Genomic DNA, 18,058 nt, shown 5'->3' with positions numbered 1-18,058 from the left:
TGCATCGGTCTGCGATCTCTCACGCCCGGATCCGGGCAACAAAAAAGGCCCGGGTCGCGCCAACGGGCGCTTCCCAGGCCTTGCCTCCCCTCAAACGGACGCCGCCGTGGCATCGCATGCAGCGATGACGGTGACGTCCTCGGAGAGTAACAATCCTGCGATCGAGATCGATCAGGTGTCACCTTAGCACCGGGCACGGCGGGTGCAGGTCGCTACGGAGGTGCGACATAGGACACATCTTCCGCATGATCACAGGGCTGATCGGCATGGTCCCCGCAATTTAAGTCAGTCGGTTGAATTAATAGAGGGGATGCGGTTCAGTAGCGAGTGAGCCGAGGAGGCGGGATGAGGGCACGCAGTACCGCGACGCGGGCCGCGATCATGGCCGCTGCGGAACGGCTCTACGCCGAACACGGGCTGGCCATGGTCTCCAACCGGCAGATCGGCGAGGCAGCCGGGCAGGGCAACACCACGGTGGTCAGCTATCACTTCGGCAGCAGAACGGCGCTGATGCGCGCCATCATGGCCCAGCACGGACAGCGGATCGACAAGATCCGCCGGCGCCACGTCGAGGCCGTCGGGCACAGTGACGACGTGCGGGACTGGGTGCGCTGTCTGGTCCGGCCCGTGACCGAACATCTCGGCTCACTCGACCAGCCCTCCTGGCAGGCACGATTCGCCGTCCAGGTACTGACAGATCCACTCATGCGGGCTCTGGTCACCGACGAGTCCCTCACCCGCGAGAGCTTGCGGCACACGCTGCAGGAACTGGGGAGGTGCCTGGAGGAGACCACCCCCGCGCACGTACGCCGCGTGCGGGGCGACATGGCACGGGATCTGATCACGCATACCTGTGCGGAGCGGGAGCGCACGCTGGCAGCCGGAACTGCCGAGCCGAACACGTCATGGCAGAGCACGGCGCAGGCCCTGGAGGATGCGCTGGTGGGGCTGCTGACCGCTCCCACCACACCGGAGAAATGAGCTCTGCCGCCCTCACCGGCAAGGCCGCGGCACCGGCACCGGCACCGGCAGCACCCGCAGCACCCACAACGCTCCTGGCACAGTCCGGCCTTTACGACCCGAGCGCACGCTGACCGAGCTCCGTCCCGCGCGTACCCGCACCCGTCCGGCGGGACCGCGAGCACACCCCTGCCCGTGTCCGGCAACCGCGCCCCACCTCCTCACCTCCTCACCTCCTCACCTCCTCACCTCCTCACCTCCTCACCTCCTCACCGTCCCTCTGCCCATCCCCCACTCAGCAGGAGAACGCCATGAAGATCACAGTCGAGGAAGACAAATGCTGCGGCGCGGGGCAGTGCGTCCTGATCGCGCCGGAGGTCTTCGACCAGCGCGACGATGACGGCATCGTCATCCTGCTCGACGAGGACCCTGCCGCCGACCGGCACGAGCAGGTCCGCGAAGCGGCCGCCGTATGCCCGGCGTCCTGCATTCACCTGGACGAGTCGTGAGCGAGGTCAGCAGCGTGCTCGTCGTCGGAGCTTCGGCCGGCGGTCTGGCCACCGCGGAAGCTCTCCGCCGCAAGGGCTACACCGGAGCCATCACCCTCCTGGGCGCCGAACCCGAACTCCCCTACGACCGGCCTCCGCTGTCGAAGCAGGTGCTGAGCGGCGCCTGGGAGCCCGAGCGTGCACAGTTGCGTTCCGCAGAACAACTCACGTCTCTCCACGCCCGGTTCGACCTCGGCGATCCGGCCGTCGCCCTCGACTGCGAGCCGCGTCAGGTGACCACGGCGGCCGGCCGCACCCTCACCGCGGACGCGATCGTCATCGCGACGGGCGCCGACGCAGGCGAGTTGCCCATCCAGCAGGGTGTGGGCGGCACCCACGTCTTACGCGACCTGGGCGATGCCCTCGCCCTGCGCGCGGAACTGCTCCGCGCGCGCCGCGTGGCCGTGATCGGAGACGGGGTCCTGGGAGCGGAGACCGCGGCAACCGCGCGAGCGATGAGCCTCCACGTGACCCTGGTCGGCCCCCAGCCCGCGCCCCTCACCGGGCAACTCGGCCCTCTGGTGGCCTCACACCTTGCCCGACTGCACGCCCGCAACGGTGTCGAGCTGCGCAGCAACGTGACACCGGACAGCCTCTGTACCCGGGCGGGCAGGGTGACCGGAGTGCGGTTGAGCGACGGATCGGAGCTGGAAGCGGACGTCGTGGTGACCGCGGTCGGCTGCCGGCCGGCCACCCGCTGGCTCGAGGACAGCACCCTGGACCTGGACGACGGAGTGGTGTGCGACGCCTGCTGCCGTGCGGCTCCGGGAGTCTGGGCCGTGGGAGATGTGGCGCGCTGGTACCACGAAGGGCTGGGGCGCCATATCCGGCTGGAGAACAGGACCAACGCCTCCGAGCAGGCGCTCGCCGTCGCCGCGGACATTCTCGGCACCGGCCGCCCGTACAGGCCGGTGCCGTACTTCTGGACCGACCAGTTCGATGCCAAGCTCCAGGTCTACGGCCTCATCACGGCCGACGCCCGGGCCGAGATCGTCGAGGGCGATGCGGACAACGGGCGGTTCGTCGCCCGCTACAGCACCAGCACCGGGCCGCAAGGCGTGGTCGGCTGGAACATGCCGAAGCAGACCCGCCTCCACCGTGCATCGGTGGCAGCCCGATACACGCATGCTCCCCAGCCCGTCACCCCGTAGCCACCCCACCCCCCACCCCAGGAGTTCTCGGTGACCATCTCCGACGAAGCAGGCCAGAGCATTCCCGACTTCCCCCCGGTACGGTCCGCGGACTGCCCCTTCGCTCCCTCACCGCAACTGCGGGCGCTGGCCGGCCACGGGCCCCTCACGAAGGTGCGTTCCTGGGGAGGCTCGACGCCCTGGGCCGTGACCGGGCACGCCGAGCAGAAGGCGCTGCTGGCGGATCCGCGGCTGAGCGTGAATTTCGCCGCACCGAACTTCCCCAGCCCCATCGACCCGCAGCACAGCCATGGCGGCAGCCTCGACCTCAGCTTCGTCGGCATGGACGATCCCGAACACCTCCGGCTGCGCCGCATGATCAGCGGCACCTTCACCATCAAGCGCGTCGAGGCCATGCGGCCTGCCGTCCAGCAGATGACCGACGAATTCATCGACCGGATACTGACCGGCCCCAAGCCCGCTGACCTCGTCCAGGCACTCGCCCTGCCCCTGCCGTCCCTGGTGATCTCCCAGATGCTCGGAGTCCCTTATGCAGACCACGAGTTCTTCCAGACCAACAGCAAGGTCCTGGTCTCCGCCACGGCCACCGGAGCCGAGCGCGGAGCAGCACACACGGCTCTGACGGAGTATCTGGATGACCTGGTGTCCCAGAAGATCGCCCAGCCGTCCGAGGACCTGATCTCCCGTCTCGGTGAGCAGGTCACCAACGGCGAGCTCACGGCCCGGGAGGCCGCGACGATGGGAGTGCTGCTTCTGCTCGGCGGACACGAGACGACCGCCAACATGATCAGCCTCGGCACACTGACGCTGCTTCAGCACCCCGTGCAGCTTGCGGCGATCCGGGATGCCGAAGACCCGCAGGTCGTCGTCGACGCGGTGGAGGAACTGCTGCGATACCTCTCGATCGTGCACCTGGGACGCCGCCGCACGGCGCTGGAGGACATCGAGGTCGCCGGACAGACCATCTCGGCCGGTGAAGGCGTCATCCTGCTGGGCGAGTTGGCCAACCGCGACCCCAAGGTGTTCCCCGACCCCGGGCGGCTCGACATCACCCGCAACGCACGCCGGCACCAGGCATTCGGCGGCGGCACCCACCACTGCGTGGGCCAGCCACTGGCCCGCATGGAACTGCAGGTGATCTATCCGACTCTCTTCCGCCGCATCCCCACGCTTCGAGCAGCCGTCCCGGTGCAGGACGCCAAGTTCAAATACGACGCCGTGATCTACGGCCTGCACGAGTTGCCCGTCACCTGGTAGCGACGGCAGCGCGAGTGCATTCTGCTCATGGCGGAGCATGCTGGTGGACACACGGACGGGCCGGGAGGTACGGCTATGCGGTGGTGGGCCGAAGCATGCGCGATCACCGCGGTACTTGTCCTGTCCGCGTGCAGCACCTCAGGCGGAGGCGGATCGGCGGCGAACCGTCCGTCGTCCGAGTCGGCGGTCACCCCCTCCCCCTCGGCAGGCCGCTGTGCCGCGGGGCGGACGGAGGTCACCGTCGCACCGGGTGACCCTGTCCGGCGGCAGCTGTGCATACGACCGGGGACGGTGGTCTCCCTCACCTTGAAGCCGCGGGCCGACGACAAACGATGGACGGCCGTGCGGAGTTCCGCGCCGGTCTTCGTCCTGGTGTCCGGCCGGCGACTGGACGCGGACGGCACCGCCCACGCCACGCTGCGCTCCGCGGGCACCCGGGGCGGCAGCGCCTACGTCACCGCACTGGCGAAGGCGCCGGATGTGGCGGGTGCGGCGCGGGTCGCATTCACGCTGGACGTCAAAGTGACCTGGTACACGCAGGAGGGGTGACCCCGGAGAGCGGGGGCCACCCCTCTGGCCGACACGCGGTGCGGGTCAGCCCCAGTCGCGCACCTTGATGGTTCAACCGCAGTCGCGCACCTTGATGGTGTAGATGCCACGGCCGTGGGTCGCCGCGTACAGGGTGCTGCCGTCGGGGCTCAGCTTCAGCTGGAGCACGGCGACGGCCGGGAGGTCCCCGACGCGCCGCCAGTCGGTGTGGCCCGGGGCGCGGTAGACGACACCCAGGTCGGTGGCGACGGCGAGGCCGCCGTTCGGCGTGACGACCGCGGAGTCGGTCGGCACGTCGGGCAGGTTCGCCGAGATGTCCTTCCAGGTCGTGCCGCTGTCGGTGGACTCGAAGACGTGGCCGACGCCGGCGCCGGGGCCCTCGGTCCAGTGCCGTGAGAAGCCGTTGACCTGGAGGAAGACGTGGTCGGCGTTCTTCGGGTCGACGGCGAAGCCGCTGAGGTACCGGTTGGGCACCGTCCCGTCGACAGGCAGGGAGATGTCGTGCCAGCCGGTGCCGTCCGCGTTGCCGACCGAGATGCCGCGGGTGAAGCCCTGGTTGTTGCAGGGGCCGCACCAGCCGACGTAGACCTTCCCGCCCGAGGCCGCGACAGCGGTCGCCGTGTGGCCGGTGCCGAGGTCGTACACGCTCTTCCACTCGTCGCCGCTGCGGATGGCGTAGCCGTGGGTCTGCACCCACACGTGCCGGCCGCCCGCGATCCATGTCGACGCGCTCTTCATGTCGGCCGCGAGCGGCGCGATGAAGCGTGCCTCGCCGGTGGCGTTGTCGGCCGGGGCGACGTTGTACGACGTGGCCTTGGTGGCGTCGGTGACCCAACTGCCGTCGTTCACAGCGCAGTTCTGGGTCACCTGGATCGCAAGGTAGACGTACTCCTCCGCGATGTTGCAGCCGTTGGCGGGGTCGGTGAGGGTATCGCCGCCGTCACCGCCGAAGTTGGAGCCCATCACGGTGTCGTTGCCGCGCCGGACGGACTGGCCGTTGTCCTGCAGGCCGCCGGTGACCGAGACACCGCCGTAGGTCAGGTCCTTGCCGATGCCCACCGAGTAGTACTGGAGGGTATCGATGGTGCCGTCATTGAGGGAGGTCCAGTCGGTGGCATGGCCGGAGGCGTCCTGGGAGCCGGCGACCGGGCGCTTGTAGACGCCGCCGTCGTTGCCGATGTACACGAAGCTCTTGCCGTGGTAGCGGCCGATCGCCACGCCGTGCTGGTCGGAGTGGGTGGTCTGGTTGCAGTCACCGGTCTGCTTGGCCGGGTCGATGGACCAGCAGGAGAAGCCGAAGTTCCAGTACGGCCCGACGGTCGACCAGGTGGAGCCGGAGTCCTTGGTCTCGAAGACCTCCTCAAGCCCGGCGTACACATGCTTCGGGTCGCTCGGGTCCACGGTCAGGAACTGGTTGTACCAGGCCTGCACGCCGGGCATGTAGCCGCTGGAGGTCAGTGCCGAGCCGTCGGCGGCCAGTTGCTTGTAGTCGGCGGTCTTCGTCCAGGGGCCGAACGGCGACGTGGCGCTGTAGATGCCTTCCAGGCCGCTGTCCGGATTGGTGTTCAGCTGCTCCGGCGACTGGTCGATGGCGTAGTAGCGCGAACCGTCGGTGGAGCGGGCGAAGGTGACGTTGCCGACGTTGTCCGCGTCGGTCGGCAGGTCGCCGAAGCCGCTGCTGATCCGGGTCCAGGCGCCGCCGGCGTCCTTGGTGTAGAAGCCGTTGTAGTCGTCACCGCTGCGCCAGCCGACCGCCAGGATCACCTTGGACGGGTCTTTCGGGTCGATCGCGATGTCGTTGGCGATGTTCTTGTACGCGGCCGACGGGTCGCTCGCGAGTGAACCCCCCGGCAGATAGTCCGGGTTGGGCGCGAACTCCAGCTTCCAGGCGCCCTTCAGCGTCTTCGTGGCGTGACTCCACACGCCCTCGCTGGTCGCCGCCCACACCTTGCCGCCGCCGAAGCGCAGCTGGTGGACGGTGGTGGACTCCAGCTCGGCGCCGCCGACCCGGCTGCGGGAGGAGAAGGTGCCGTGGTGCGGGTGGGACAGGACGTAGATGCCGCTGCCGAGATACGCGTCCGCGTTGGTGGTCGCCTCGCCGGTGCCGAGCCACAGCCGCCCGCCGGCGTCCAGCGCGAGCGCGCCGGTGGACTGCGAGGGCAGCTTGTCGCTGATCGGCTGCCAGTGCCCGCCCCCTCGCCCGGACCGCCATACGCCGCCGCCCGCGCTGCCCGCGTACACATAACCGTCGTCGTCGGCGGCGATCGCGGCCATGCGACCGGTGACATTGCCGGAGCCGCCGCTGGAGTTGGAGTCGATGTCCCGGTAGCGGGAGTCGTCGGAGTTGTACGGCAGGTCGGTGACCTTGCGCCAACTTCCCTTGGTCCTAGGCAGGTCGGTCAGGCTCGTCCAGGCGGCGCCGTACGCGCCGGGGGCGACGATGCCGGGCGAGGTGCGCGCCTCGGCGTACTGGTCCGCGCCCTCGGCGATCTCGTCCGCCTCATTGCCGTCGTCCTCGCCCTGCCCGTTCAGGCTGGGGCTCATGGCCCCCACGGACCGCGTGCGTTCGGCGGCGAGTTGCGCGAGGGTGCGCGCTCCGAAAGGGCTCTTCGTCTTGCCGGACGCGGCGCCCGCGGGCATCGCGACGAGTGCGGCCGAGGCGGTGATGGCGCAGATCGTGAACCATCGTCTCTTACGGGTTGGTGCTGACACCGTACCTCCGATAACGGGTGGTCATACAGCCGTCGCAGGAGACCCGATCATGAGCAGGCGAGGACGTCCAGCATTTGGACAAGTCTTTGACCAGAACCTGTCACAGACACGCCAGCCACTGCGCGTAGGCGATCACGGCCAGGCGTGCCGAGAAGGCGTTGTCACGTGCCGTGGCGGTGGTGACGGCGGTGGCGCCGGCGGCCAGGTGATGCCGTTGGTGGTCGTCGCCATCACGAGGTCGTCGGAGGTGCAGGAGCCCCCGCTCGCGCGGAAGCGGCAGTCCCGCCAGACGACGTACACCTTCCCGGACGGCATCGATCTCGGCGGAGGGCCAACGTGCGTGAGAACGCCGACAGCCTCCTGTCCCCGCATAGCCATGTCAACGGTTTCCGGTGCAACACCGCTCGAACCATAGGGAATTGACGCCCTCTTGACCCGAAGTCGTCGGCCTCGACGAGCCCGGCAGCGAGCCGCCCTCACGCAGCGGCGCGAGCCGGCGGGTCGCGGCGGCTTCCTTGGCCATCACCCCAGGTCACCGGGGACGATCACAGGCGAGCGGGACGGCCTGCGCGACGGGGCGGGTCCAGCCCGGATGGGCCCTGCCCTGCCGGTCGGGGGCGGCGACAGGGAAACGACAGCGTGGTTTTACGCCTGCCTGAACAAGAAGCCGTCAAGCTCTCGACATTGTCCGGACTGCGACCGGCCGGTGAACAGGTGAAGCCCACCGGCCGTATCTCCTGGCAGAACCACGAGCCATGCCATCCGAAGGGAACGTCAGCATGACCAGCGAATCGCTCAGCCCCGCGGGAGCACCGACCCGCCGCACCGTCGTGGCGGCGGTCGGCGCGGCGGGAGTCGCCGTCGCGCTGACCGCGTGCTCCTCCAACGACGACAGCTCCTCCAGCAGCTCGGACACCCAGGCCGGGTCCGACGCGAGCAGCGGCGGCTCGGGCGACACGGGCAGCGCCGCGGCGGGCGGTGGCACCGCCCTGGCGAAGACCGCCGACATTCCCCAAGGGGGCGGCAAGATCTTCAAGGACCAGGGGGTGGTGGTCACCCAGCCGACCGCGGGCACGTTCAAGGCGTTCTCCTCCAAGTGCCCGCACCGGGGCTGCGCGGTGGGCAGCGTCGCCGACGGCGTGATCGTCTGCCCGTGCCACAACAGCCAGTTCTCAGCGACCGACGGCAGCGTCAAGAAGGGTCCGGCCACTCAGGGGCTGGCCGAGGAGAAGATCACGGTGAGCGGGGACTCGATCACCCTCGCCTGATCCGACGTACCGTCAGGAAGGCGCTCCACGCGCCTTGCCGAGGCAGGCCAGCACCTCGTCGGTGGTCGCGACCGTGGCGACCAGGGCGAGGGTGTGGCTGATCACCGCGGGGGTGTACTCCGAGGGCACTCCCGCGATGGCGTCCCGGGGGACCACGGCGGTGTAGCCGAGGTTCACGGCGTCGAACACGGCGTTGGGGACGGCCACGTTGGCCGAGACGCCGGTGACGATCAGGGTCCGGCAGCCGAGGTTGCGCAGCAGGGCATCGACGTCGGTGCCGTGCAGCGGCGACAGCCCGTGCAGCCGTCGTACGACGATGTCCTCGCCGGCGACCTCGATCGGGGCCGCGACCCGCACCGCCGCCGTCCCGGTCAACTGGCGTACGGGCAGGCGTTCGGCTGCGCGGAACAGGCGCGCGTTGCGGCTCGCGCCCCGGCCGTCCGGGCGGCGTTCGGCAACCGCATGGATCACCTGGACCCCGCCCGTGTGCGCGGCGGCGACCAGCCGGGCCACGTTGCCGAGCGCCCCGGACCTGCGGGCTTCCTCGGCGAGTTCGGGCAGCGCGCTGTCCTGGCCGACGACTCCTTCCTGGCACTCCACGGTGAGCAGGACGGTGCTCACGGGGTCGAGCAGTTCCCCCAGCTGATCGCGCGACGTCACAGGCGCCCCTTCCGCCGACGGTGCGGGGCGGTGAGACTAGCCACCATTGCGTAGAGACGGAAGACGCTCCATTCTTTTCTGACGTGATGTCAGAGGATCACGAGGATCACACGGACGGGCGGGAGGCCGCACCGCCGGTGTCGCCTCTGGCACGACGTGGGAGAAGAAGGGGGCCGTATGACCGTCACTCAGCGCCGGGGCCGGAAGATCATGATGACGCCCGGTGAGCTGGACGAGTTCCTCACCGCACAGCGCACCTGCCGTGTCGCCACCGTGTCCGCGAGCGGCGCTCCGCATGTGAGCGCGCTGTGGTTCGCCTGGGACGGCACGTCGCTGTGGCTGTACTCGGTGGTGCGCAGCAAGCGGTGGGCGGACCTGTGCCGGGACCCGCGGGTCGCGGTCGTGGTGGACTCGGGCGAGGAGTACGACCAGCTGCGCGGCGTGGAGCTGTCGGGCGCCGTCGAGTTCGTGGGCGAGAGTCCGCGCACCGGGGAGCTGTGCGCCGAACTCGACGTCCCGGAGACGCTGTTCGCCCGCAAGAACTTCGGCCTCGAGGAGATGCCGCACGACGGCAGGCACGCCTGGGTGCGGCTGAAGCCGGAGAAGACCGTCTCCTGGGACTTCCGCAAGCTGGGCGCGCTGTAGGGCGGTTCACCGGTCCGGCCGGTCAGCCGACGGCGGCCACCGCCTTGCCCAGTGCCTCGACCGCCGCGCGGATGGACGGGCGGCGGTCGGCGTCGGCACGCCAGACGGCGTAGATCCTGCGGTGGGCCCGGTGCCGTACGGGTACCGCGCGTACCCCCGCCGGCATCGGGTCCCGGCCCAGCCGTGGCGCCACGCAGACGCCCAGTCCGTGGGCGACGAAGGCGAGCTGGGTGTGGTGCTCGCCCGCGCAGTGGGAGATGCGGGGCGCTATGCCCTTGGCGCGCAGCGTGTAGAGCAGCCACTCGTGGCAGAACTCGCCCTCCGGCCAGGCGATCCACTCGTCGCCCGCGAAGTCCTCCAGGTCCACCTCGCTCCGGTCGGCGAGCGGATGTCCTTCGGGCATCGCGACATCCACGGGATCTTCGAGCAGCGCGGCGTGGGCGAGCCCGCCCGGCACGGGCAGCGGTTTGTTGTACCAGTCCATGACGACGGCCAGATCGATGTCGCCCCGCACCACCGCGTCCACGCCGGACGACGGTTCCAGCTCCCGCGACCGCACCCGCAGCGCGGGATGCGCGGCCCGCAGCGCGCCGAGCGCCACCGGCAGCAGCCCGCGCGCGGCCGTGGGGAACGCCGCGAGACGCAGCTCGCCCGCGACCCGTCCCTGCTGCGCCTCCAGATCGGCCTGGGCCACCTCCACCTGGGACAGGATCCGCGCCGCGTGCTCAGCGAGCAGCCGCCCGGCGTCGGTGAGCCGCACTCCGCGGCCGTTCCTGGCGAGCAGCTGCTGCCCGACCTCGCGCTCCAGCTTGGCCATCTGCTGGGACACGGCCGACGTGGTGACATGCAGTCCTTCGGCGGCCCCGCTGACCGAGCCGTGCCGGGCGAGGGCGTCGAGGGTGCGCAGGCGCTCCAGGTTCAACATGTAAGCGATACTACGAGATATCCGGTGGGAATTCTCGATTGTGCTACGAGGTCGTGTACCGCATGGTTGCTCTCATGACCACCGTCGCCGACAACCGCTCCTCCGCGCCGCCCGCCCGCCGGAACCGCTCCCGTCCTCCGCTCCGCGCCCGTCTGGGCTGGCGTCTCCGTTTCGGCGCACTGTCGCTGATCTGGGGCTTCAGCTTCCTCCTCATCAAGGTCGGCACGACGGGCTACGCACCCTTCCAGATCACCCTCGGGCGGCTGGCGTTCGGTACGGCGGTGCTGGCGGGCGTGATGGCGGTGAAGCGGGAACGGCTGCCGCGCGGCGCCCGCACCTGGGGGCATCTGACGGTCGCCGCGTTCCTGCTCAACGCGCTCCCCTTCTCGCTGTTCGCCTACGCGGAGCTGACGGTCCCCTCGACCCTGGCCGGGATCTGCAACGCGACCTCGCCTCTGTGGGGCATGGCACTGTCCCTGGTCGCGCTCTCCGAGGACCGGCCGACCCGGGTCCGGGTGGCCGGTCTGGGCCTGGGCTTCCTCGGCGTCCTGACGGTCCTGGGCGCCTGGCAGGGCTTCAGCGGGCTGGATGCCAGGGGCACCGCGATGGCCCTGACCGCCTCGCTCAGCTACCCGGTCGGCTGGATCTACGTCCGCCGCACCCTGGCCGGCTCGTCCGACTCCCATGTCTCCCTCACCGGCGCCCAGTTGCTGCTGGCCACACTCCAGCTCGCCGTCGTGACACCGCTGTTCACCACGCTCCCGGCCCACTTCGCCGTGCTGCCCCTGCTGGCGATCGCCACCCTGGGCGCGCTCGGTACGGGCCTGGCGTTCCTCCTCCAGTACGGTCTGGTCGCCGAGGTCGGCCCGACGACCGCGCAGATGGTCACCTACTTCGTCCCGGTCATCGCCACGGCCGCGGGCGTCGTGGTCCTCGGCGAGTCCCTGACCTGGTCGACTCCGGTCGGCGCGCTGATCATCCTCGCGGGGGCGGCTCTGACCCAGGCGCGCCCGAGGACGTCGTGAGGACGTCGTGAGGACGTCGTAGGGACGTGCTGAGGACGTCCTGAGAGCGTCGGTGGCGCGCCCGATGAGGGGTTTCACACGTAACTCCGTGCCGGGGCCGGGCCCAGGGCGGCGGCGACCGCGTCCGCCAGGGGTCCGGCCTCCTCCGCACCCAGCGTGGAGACGGTGATCCGGATGCCGGGCGGCGCGCTCATCCGGAAACAGGCGCCGGGAGCGACGGCCCAGCCCGCGTGCAGCAGCCGTGCGACGACGCCGGTCTCGTCGGGGACGGGCACCCATACGTTCATGCCGCTGACGCCGTGCGCCTCGATGCCGTGCCCGGCGAGCGCGCCGATCATCAGTTCGCGCCGCGCCCGGTAGGCGGCGGCGACCTGCGCCCCGTCCACCGTGCCGTCCGCCCACAGCCGGACGACGGCCCGCTGGAGCAGCAGGCTCACCCAGCCGGGCCCGAGCCGATGCCGTCCGCGCACCCGGTCGACGGTGACGGTGTCACCGGTGAGCAGGGCCAGCCGGAGATCGGGGCCGTACGCCTTGGCCACCGAGCGGACGAACGCCCAGTGCCGGGTGACGCCGGCCAGCGGATGCAGCGGCAGATCGACGATCCCGTGGCCGTGGTCGTCCTCGATCAGCACGGTCTGCGGATGTTCCCGGAGCACGGCGCGCAGGGCTTGCGCGCGCTCGGCGCTCACCGACGCGCCGACCGGGTTCTGCGCCCTGTCCGTGACGATCAGTGCGCGCGCCCCGGCGGCCAGGACCCGGCGTACGTCGTCGGCGAGCGGTCCCGCGTCGTCGACGCCGACGGGCGTGGTGCGCAGTCCGAGCGCGGGCATGAGGTCCAGGGTCCGGCCCCAGCCGGGGTCCTCGACGGCGACCGTGTCACCCTGCTTGAGATGGGCGGCGAGAACACGCTCCACGGCGTCCAGCGCGCCGGAGACCACGGTGACGGGGCCGTCCGGCACACCGTCGGCATCGAACCCGGCCCGTGCGAGGCGGGCCAGCTCGGGCTCCACCGGCTCATCGCCGTAGAGCACCTTGCGCCGGTCGCCCTGTCCGGCCGCCGCGGCCAGGGCGGGTGCGAGGTCCGGCAGCAGCTCGGGGTCGGGATTGCCGTCGGAGAGATCGCGCACCCCGGGCGGCACATCGAGATGCGCCTGCTCACGGCCCGTCGTCGCCGGTCTGGGCCGTACCCGGCTGCCGCGACGCCCCGCGGTCTCGATGACCCCGCGCTCACGAAGGGTGCGATAGGCGGCGGCAACGGTGTTGGGATTCACCCCGAGCTGTTCGGCCAACTCTCGCATCGGGGGCAGCAGTTGCCCGGGCGACAGCTCCCCGTCCCCCACGGCGCGCTCGATACCGGCCGCAATGTCTGCTGCGCGACGGCCTTGGATCCGATACTCTCCTAGCACAAAACACATTATGCACTAGTACAATGATCCTCGCCACCGGAGATACCAGATGCCGCCTGCCTCGCAGCCGCCCTCCTACGCCCCGACCGACCGCACCGTCCCCACCCGCTCCGCGGACCGGGCGTCGTACGACAGGGAGTTGGTGCACTCGATACTCGACGAGGGCTATGTCTGCCACCTCGGCTTCGTCCGCGACGGCGCGCCGGTGGTGCTGCCGACGCTGTACACCCGGGTCGGCGAGCGGCTCTACCTCCACGGTTCGACCGGCTCACGCCCGCTGCGGATGACCGGCCGGACCGACCCGGGGCTCCCGGTGTGCCTGACGGTGACCCATGTGGACGGCCTGGTACTGGCCCGCTCCGCCTTCCACCACTCGATCAACTACCGCTCCGTGGTGGTCCACGGCACCGCCCGCCAGGTCACCGACCCGGAGGAGAAGCGGCTGGCCCTGGACGCCCTGGTCGACCAAGTCGTCCCGGGCCGCGCGGCGGACTCCCGCCCCGCCGACAAGAAGGAACTGGCGGCCACCGCGGTCATCACCCTGGACCTCACCGAGGTCTCCGCCAAACTCCGCACAGGTGGCGCCAACGACGACCCCGAGGACCTCGCCCTGCCGCACTGGGCCGGCGTGATCCCTGTGACACGGACCTACGGCACCCCGCTTGCGGAGGCGAACCTGAAGCCGGGTACGGAAGTGCCGGGCTACTTGTCAGCGCTGTGACGCCGAGCCGTCTCGGAACGGAGGGTGGCTGAGACGCCCTGAAGGGGCGCGAGGCTCTGTCGATATGCGGCTCCGCCGCGTGGGCGCGACCGGCCCAAACGCACCCGCACCCGCACTACTACCCCAACTCCCCCAGGGGCGCTGGGCTCTGTCAATATGCGGCTCCGCCGCGTGGGCGCGACCGGCCCAAACGCACCCGCACCCGCACTACTACCCCAACTCCCCCAGGGGCGCTGGGCTCTGTCAATATGCGGCTCCGCCGCGTGGGCGCGAACAACCACGACGGACCCGCACCCGGCACCGGCCCCGCACCCCGCACCCCGCAGGGAGACGCGGGGCTCTGCCGATATGCGGCTCCGCCGCGTGGGCGCGACACCCCCTCAAACCACCCCCGGCCGACTGAGCTCCCGCTCCACCTCACCGCCGGCCAAGACCTCCCCCGCTCCCCTCCCCGGTGTAGCCGACTGGGCGATGAACGCCCCCAGAAGAACCACCGCACCCCCGACCACCTGCGGAGCAGAAAGATGCTCCCCCAGCAGCACCCACGCCAGCACCGTGGCGACCACGGCCTCCAGACACGCCACCACCCCCGCCACCGGCGGCGAGAGCCGCCGTACGGACACCACCCCGGTGACATACGCCAGCACGGTGGCGACCAGCACGATCCACCCCAGCAGCACCACCGCCGGCACCGGGCTCCCGTTCATCCGCACCGTCCCCCCGAGCACCGCCCAGTCCATCTCCCAGGGCCGGGCCACGGCGGTGAGCACGACGGCGCCGACCAGCAGGCCGTAGGCGATCACACCGAGCGGGTCCGGGGCCTCGGCTCCGGCCTCGCTGCCCTGGTCGGACAGGACGAAGTAGCCGACCTGGCAGCAGGCCGCGCAGAGCGCGAACAGCAGCCCGAGCGCGTCGAAGCCGAGGCCGGACCACACCTCGACAACACAGGCCAGACCGCCCGCGGCCAGGACGACACCGAGCGCCGCGGCCCGCGAGACCGGCCGCCGCTGCACGAACCGCACCCAGCCCAGCACCAGGGCCGGAGCAAGGTACTCCACCAGCAGCGCGACGCCCACCGGCACCCGGGATATCGCGGCGAAGTAGCAGGCCTGGACGCCCGCGACCGCGAGCAGTCCGAAGCCGGCGATCAGTGCGGGACGCCGCCGCGGAAGCGCACGGTGCCGCACGGCCACCGGCAGCATCACCAGCGCGGCACCCGCGACCCGCAGCCACACCACGTGCAGCGGATCGAGACCCGCCTCGATCAGCGGCTTGGCCGCGACGCCCGACCCGCCGAAGGCGAGGGCGGATCCCAACGCGAGCCCGAGCCCGACACCCTTGCCGCGCCCGCCGTGACCGCTCCCTGACGTGCTCCCTGTCGTATGCACCGGCTCATGATGGCAGGCGACGACAGGAGCGTCACCCCCAATGACACCTGTCTCAGCGGCTGGACCCCTCCACCCGTCCCCCGATGCCACCGAGTCGATCACCGTCGCCCCATGCACCCAGGCTCTCGTCCTGCCCGTCCGGACTCCCGACGCGCACCTCCGCGCGCAGGCGTACGACGAGCTCGCCCGCGTCGATCCCGGCCCGCGCCAGCACCTCCACGGCACGCGCCAGCGGATCCGCGACGATCGCCGCGAGCAGATCGGTGCCGCGGACCAGATCGCCGCCCCGGCGCGCAGCGAGCGCACAGGCGTGTTCCAGCGCCCCCGAGGCCAGCGGCGAGAGCCCGTCCAGCTCCTTGCCGAGGCTCACACCGCCCCTTCCGACCATGCCCGGGACGTCCCCCGGCGCCGGTTCGGGCAGCGGACCGGAGTCCTCGACGACTCCCTGCCACCGCAGGCCGTAGCCGATGGAGCGCTGGACCAGATATCCGAGGAGCCGGACGGTCCGCGGACCGTCGCCGAACACGGCGCGCACCTCGGGGTCGGACTCCAGCAAGGTGTGCAGCAGATGGGCCGTGTCGATGTGCCGGTCCCCGTCCCGCAAAGCTCTGCGACGCGCACCGGCCACCACCGCCGCCAGCCCGGCGCTGAGCCTGGCATCGTCTTCCGGACGTCGTACGGCCGGGACGTCGGCCGACTGCCGGGGATTACGGGGTTGCACGCCACTCACCTCATCAGCTTCTCCGGCCCGCGTCATCCACGGGGGGAAGCATCTTCGCGTCCCACGGAGAGTGGACTCCGTCGGCCGAAATCTCCTCCTTGCGGAGGACATCAGACCCTGTTACCCCCGGACACATGCACCGCCTCGCAGCACCGCCCGACACCGTGCCCATATCTGACAGTTCATCAGTATTGAACATTGCAGGCCCTGCAGCTACTTTCCGCAACACGTCAGCCCGACACGAAGAGGTGGTCGCATGGCCGAAGTCAGTGCGGAGTCACGTCTGGCGGCTCCGCCGGAGAAGGTCTGGGCGAAGCTCACGGACTGGTCCGTGTACGGGGAGTGGAACGCCACGCACACCAGCTTCCCCAAGGGCGCCCCGGAGACCCTCGAAGTGGGCGGGACGTTCCAGGAGAACATGAAGCTCATGGGCTTCCCGGCGGAGGTCGACTGGACCGTCGAGGAACTGGAGCCCGCCCGCGTGCTGGCGATCCGCGGCAAGGGCCCAATGGCCGTGAATGTGGCCACGCGTTACACCCTCACACCCGACGGTGACGCGGCCACGACCGTCCGCATCGACGGCGAGTTCACGGGCGCGGCCGTGTCGCTGATGGCGGGCAAGCTCAAGGACTCCGCGACGGCCGCACTGAACGAGTCACTCCGCAAACTGGCCGGCTTGGTGACCTGAAGCCGGCACCGGGAGCGAGTGAGAAAGACGGAGGCGCCCCGCGGAAACCTCCGCAGGGGCGCCCCACACGCCGCAGAACAGTCAAAACGCCGAAACCCTGGGCCTCGTCGGCCTCTCGGCCGTCAGTCCTCCGGCTCCTCGTCCGCCACATCGTCGTCCGCGAGGATCAGGTACAGCTTCTTGCGGGCCTCGTTGATCACAGCGACCGCCTTCGCGCGCTGCTCCTTGCTGCCGGTCTTCCAGACCTGCCCGAAGGCCTCCATCAGACCGAAACCGGCCTGGCGGATGTCGTTCAGCGCCTCCCAGTCGACCCCGCGCGAGGCCTCTTCCCAGGGCGCCTCGGGACCCTCGTCGGCCACGGCGCGGCCCGCCTCGGTGAGCGCGAACAGCTTCTTGCCGCCATCCGTCTCACTGGCGATCAGGCCCTCGTCCTCCAGCAGTTGGAGCGTCGGGTAGACCGAGCCGGGGCTCGGCTTCCACGCGCCGCCGCTGCGTTCGGCGATCTCCTGAATCATCTCGTAGCCGTGCATCGGCCGGTCCTTCAGGAGGGCCAGGATCGATGCCCGTACGTCACCGCGCCGGGCCCTGCCCCTGGGGCCGCCACGGCCCCGGGGACCCCAGGGGCCCGGTCCGCCGCCGAAACCCGGTCCACCGAAGCCGGGACCGCCCGGTCCGAAGGGACCGAAGGCCGCGCGCCGTCCCTCGAAGCCGCCCTGGTCACGCCCGCAGGGGCCCTCGTGCCGATGCCCGTGCTCGAATCCGTGGTTGTGCATCGCCATCACTCCATTCCATCGTTGATCTGTCGCGATGCGTCAACGATATATCGGAAACCTTTCGATGACAACCCCCTTCCGACATGCCGCTCTGTCCTGTCTCATCGGACCCGGACGGGTCCGATACGGGTCTCACCGAAGCTTGGCGAGATCCTGTTCGTCTCGTCGAAGTCCGGGTCACCGCCAGGGACTTGTGGATGAGACCGCGTACCCTCGACTCCGTGCCCCGCCATCCCAAGAAGCCCCGTCGGCTGATCGCCGACGGGCGCGCATATCTGTGGACGCTCCGTCACAGCCACAGCGTGGCGGACAGCGGCAACCGGTCATGCCGCGAGACCCTCACGCTGCACCCGCAGCCGGCCGGCACCGGCGGCCCCCTGCGCATCGTCTTCACCGCGGGCCCGGGCCGGTACGTCCCGGGCGGGGCTCCCCTGGGCTCTGGAGACGTGGGGTACGTCCGGGGTGCCTCCCTGAACCTGCACGAACCAGGCGCCGTCCGAGCCCTGCTCGATGCGGCGTCGACCCGCGGGTGGCAGCCGGAGGGGCGGCGGGTGGTGGAGATCGACGGCTGGTCCCTGCTGGAGGCGGCAGCCGCCGCGCAGGCCGGGGCCACCGGCCCCGGGTGTCCGAAAGAGTGACTCCGTCGACACAGGACGCTCGT

Annotated in this window: 18 protein-coding genes; 11 read left to right on the top strand and 7 right to left on the bottom strand. The window is 70.6% G+C overall.

Going from position 1 to position 18,058, the window contains the following annotated elements:
- Positions 1–345 precede the first annotated feature (345 nt).
- The 5 genes from ACSYGN_RS34420 (at position 346) to ACSYGN_RS34400 (ending at position 4,465) form a co-directional block, all read left to right on the top strand.
- Positions 346–981: a TetR family transcriptional regulator gene (locus ACSYGN_RS34420; protein ID WP_460402652.1), complete on the top strand. Its 636-nt coding sequence runs from the start codon at positions 346–348 to the stop codon at positions 979–981.
- 290 nt (positions 982–1,271) lie between these two features.
- Entirely contained in the window at positions 1,272–1,469 is a 198-nt protein-coding gene (locus tag ACSYGN_RS34415; protein WP_460402650.1) for a ferredoxin, read from the top strand.
- Positions 1,466–2,659, top strand: coding sequence for an NAD(P)/FAD-dependent oxidoreductase (locus tag ACSYGN_RS34410; RefSeq protein ID WP_460402648.1), 1,194 nt, complete (start codon positions 1,466–1,468; stop codon positions 2,657–2,659). Before ACSYGN_RS34415 ends, ACSYGN_RS34410 begins: the two co-directional genes overlap by 4 nt.
- A 30-nt stretch (positions 2,660–2,689) precedes the next feature.
- Complete coding sequence (locus tag ACSYGN_RS34405) at positions 2,690–3,916, top strand: cytochrome P450 (protein WP_460402646.1); 1,227 nt, start codon at positions 2,690–2,692, stop codon at positions 3,914–3,916.
- A gap of 342 nt (positions 3,917–4,258) precedes the next feature.
- Complete coding sequence (locus ACSYGN_RS34400) at positions 4,259–4,465, top strand: acetyl-CoA synthetase (protein WP_460402644.1); 207 nt, start codon at positions 4,259–4,261, stop codon at positions 4,463–4,465.
- A 72-nt stretch (positions 4,466–4,537) separates the two neighbouring features.
- Here ACSYGN_RS34400 and ACSYGN_RS34395 read toward each other — a convergent pair whose 3' ends face one another.
- On the bottom strand, positions 4,538–7,177 hold the full coding sequence (locus ACSYGN_RS34395; RefSeq protein ID WP_460402642.1) for a beta propeller repeat protein: 2,640 nt from the start codon (positions 7,175–7,177) through the stop codon (positions 4,538–4,540).
- A gap of 779 nt (positions 7,178–7,956) precedes the next feature.
- Between ACSYGN_RS34395 and ACSYGN_RS34390 the strand changes: the two genes are divergently transcribed.
- Positions 7,957–8,445, top strand: coding sequence for a Rieske (2Fe-2S) protein (locus ACSYGN_RS34390; RefSeq protein WP_460402640.1), 489 nt, complete (start codon positions 7,957–7,959; stop codon positions 8,443–8,445).
- 12 nt (positions 8,446–8,457) lie between these two features.
- Here the strand turns inward: ACSYGN_RS34390 and ACSYGN_RS34385 are convergent, their stop codons facing one another.
- Entirely contained in the window at positions 8,458–9,105 is a 648-nt protein-coding gene (locus ACSYGN_RS34385; protein ID WP_460402638.1) for a cysteine hydrolase family protein, read from the bottom strand.
- Positions 9,106–9,282: 177 nt separating this feature from the next.
- On the opposite strand from ACSYGN_RS34385, the gene ACSYGN_RS34380 reads away from it, so the two are divergent.
- Positions 9,283–9,750, top strand: coding sequence for a pyridoxamine 5'-phosphate oxidase family protein (locus ACSYGN_RS34380; RefSeq protein ID WP_460402636.1), 468 nt, complete (start codon positions 9,283–9,285; stop codon positions 9,748–9,750).
- A gap of 22 nt (positions 9,751–9,772) precedes the next feature.
- Here ACSYGN_RS34380 and ACSYGN_RS34375 read toward each other — a convergent pair whose 3' ends face one another.
- A complete protein-coding gene (locus ACSYGN_RS34375) occupies positions 9,773–10,675 on the bottom strand; it encodes a LysR family transcriptional regulator (protein WP_460402634.1) in 903 nt (300 codons plus the stop codon).
- A gap of 74 nt (positions 10,676–10,749) precedes the next feature.
- On the opposite strand from ACSYGN_RS34375, the gene ACSYGN_RS34370 reads away from it, so the two are divergent.
- Positions 10,750–11,700 (top strand): DMT family transporter, encoded by a 951-nt coding sequence (locus ACSYGN_RS34370; RefSeq protein WP_460402632.1) that lies wholly within the window; start codon positions 10,750–10,752, stop codon positions 11,698–11,700.
- Positions 11,701–11,774: 74 nt separating this feature from the next.
- On the opposite strand, the gene ACSYGN_RS34365 is transcribed toward ACSYGN_RS34370, so the two are convergent.
- On the bottom strand, positions 11,775–13,106 hold the full coding sequence (locus ACSYGN_RS34365) for an aminotransferase class I/II-fold pyridoxal phosphate-dependent enzyme (RefSeq protein WP_460402630.1): 1,332 nt from the start codon (positions 13,104–13,106) through the stop codon (positions 11,775–11,777).
- A gap of 49 nt (positions 13,107–13,155) precedes the next feature.
- Here ACSYGN_RS34365 and ACSYGN_RS34360 point away from each other — a divergent pair, with 49 nt between their 5' ends.
- Positions 13,156–13,827 carry a pyridoxamine 5'-phosphate oxidase family protein gene (locus ACSYGN_RS34360; protein WP_460402628.1) on the top strand — a complete coding sequence of 224 codons (672 nt, stop codon included), beginning with the start codon at positions 13,156–13,158 and terminating at the stop codon, positions 13,825–13,827.
- Positions 13,828–14,207: 380 nt separating this feature from the next.
- On the opposite strand, the gene ACSYGN_RS34355 is transcribed toward ACSYGN_RS34360, so the two are convergent.
- Both ACSYGN_RS34355 and ACSYGN_RS34350 read right to left on the bottom strand, forming a co-directional pair.
- A complete protein-coding gene (locus tag ACSYGN_RS34355; protein WP_460402626.1) occupies positions 14,208–15,215 on the bottom strand; it encodes an EamA family transporter in 1,008 nt (335 codons plus the stop codon).
- A 52-nt stretch (positions 15,216–15,267) separates the two neighbouring features.
- Positions 15,268–15,936 carry a Clp protease N-terminal domain-containing protein gene (locus ACSYGN_RS34350; protein ID WP_460402624.1) on the bottom strand — a complete coding sequence of 223 codons (669 nt, stop codon included), beginning with the start codon at positions 15,934–15,936 and terminating at the stop codon, positions 15,268–15,270.
- A gap of 256 nt (positions 15,937–16,192) precedes the next feature.
- Between ACSYGN_RS34350 and ACSYGN_RS34345 the strand changes: the two genes are divergently transcribed.
- Positions 16,193–16,624, top strand: coding sequence for a type II toxin-antitoxin system Rv0910 family toxin (locus ACSYGN_RS34345; protein ID WP_460402622.1), 432 nt, complete (start codon positions 16,193–16,195; stop codon positions 16,622–16,624).
- 122 nt (positions 16,625–16,746) lie between these two features.
- On the opposite strand, the gene ACSYGN_RS34340 is transcribed toward ACSYGN_RS34345, so the two are convergent.
- Complete coding sequence (locus ACSYGN_RS34340) at positions 16,747–17,397, bottom strand: PadR family transcriptional regulator (protein ID WP_460402620.1); 651 nt, start codon at positions 17,395–17,397, stop codon at positions 16,747–16,749.
- 197 nt (positions 17,398–17,594) lie between these two features.
- Here ACSYGN_RS34340 and ACSYGN_RS34335 point away from each other — a divergent pair, with 197 nt between their 5' ends.
- A complete protein-coding gene (locus tag ACSYGN_RS34335; protein ID WP_460402618.1) occupies positions 17,595–18,035 on the top strand; it encodes a hypothetical protein in 441 nt (146 codons plus the stop codon).
- Positions 18,036–18,058 lie beyond the last annotated feature (23 nt).

This window comes from Streptomyces sp. YIM S03343 (genome assembly GCF_054729195.1).
Note: the sequence above shows the minus strand (reverse complement) of the source record. Positions and strands in the feature narration are given on the sequence as shown.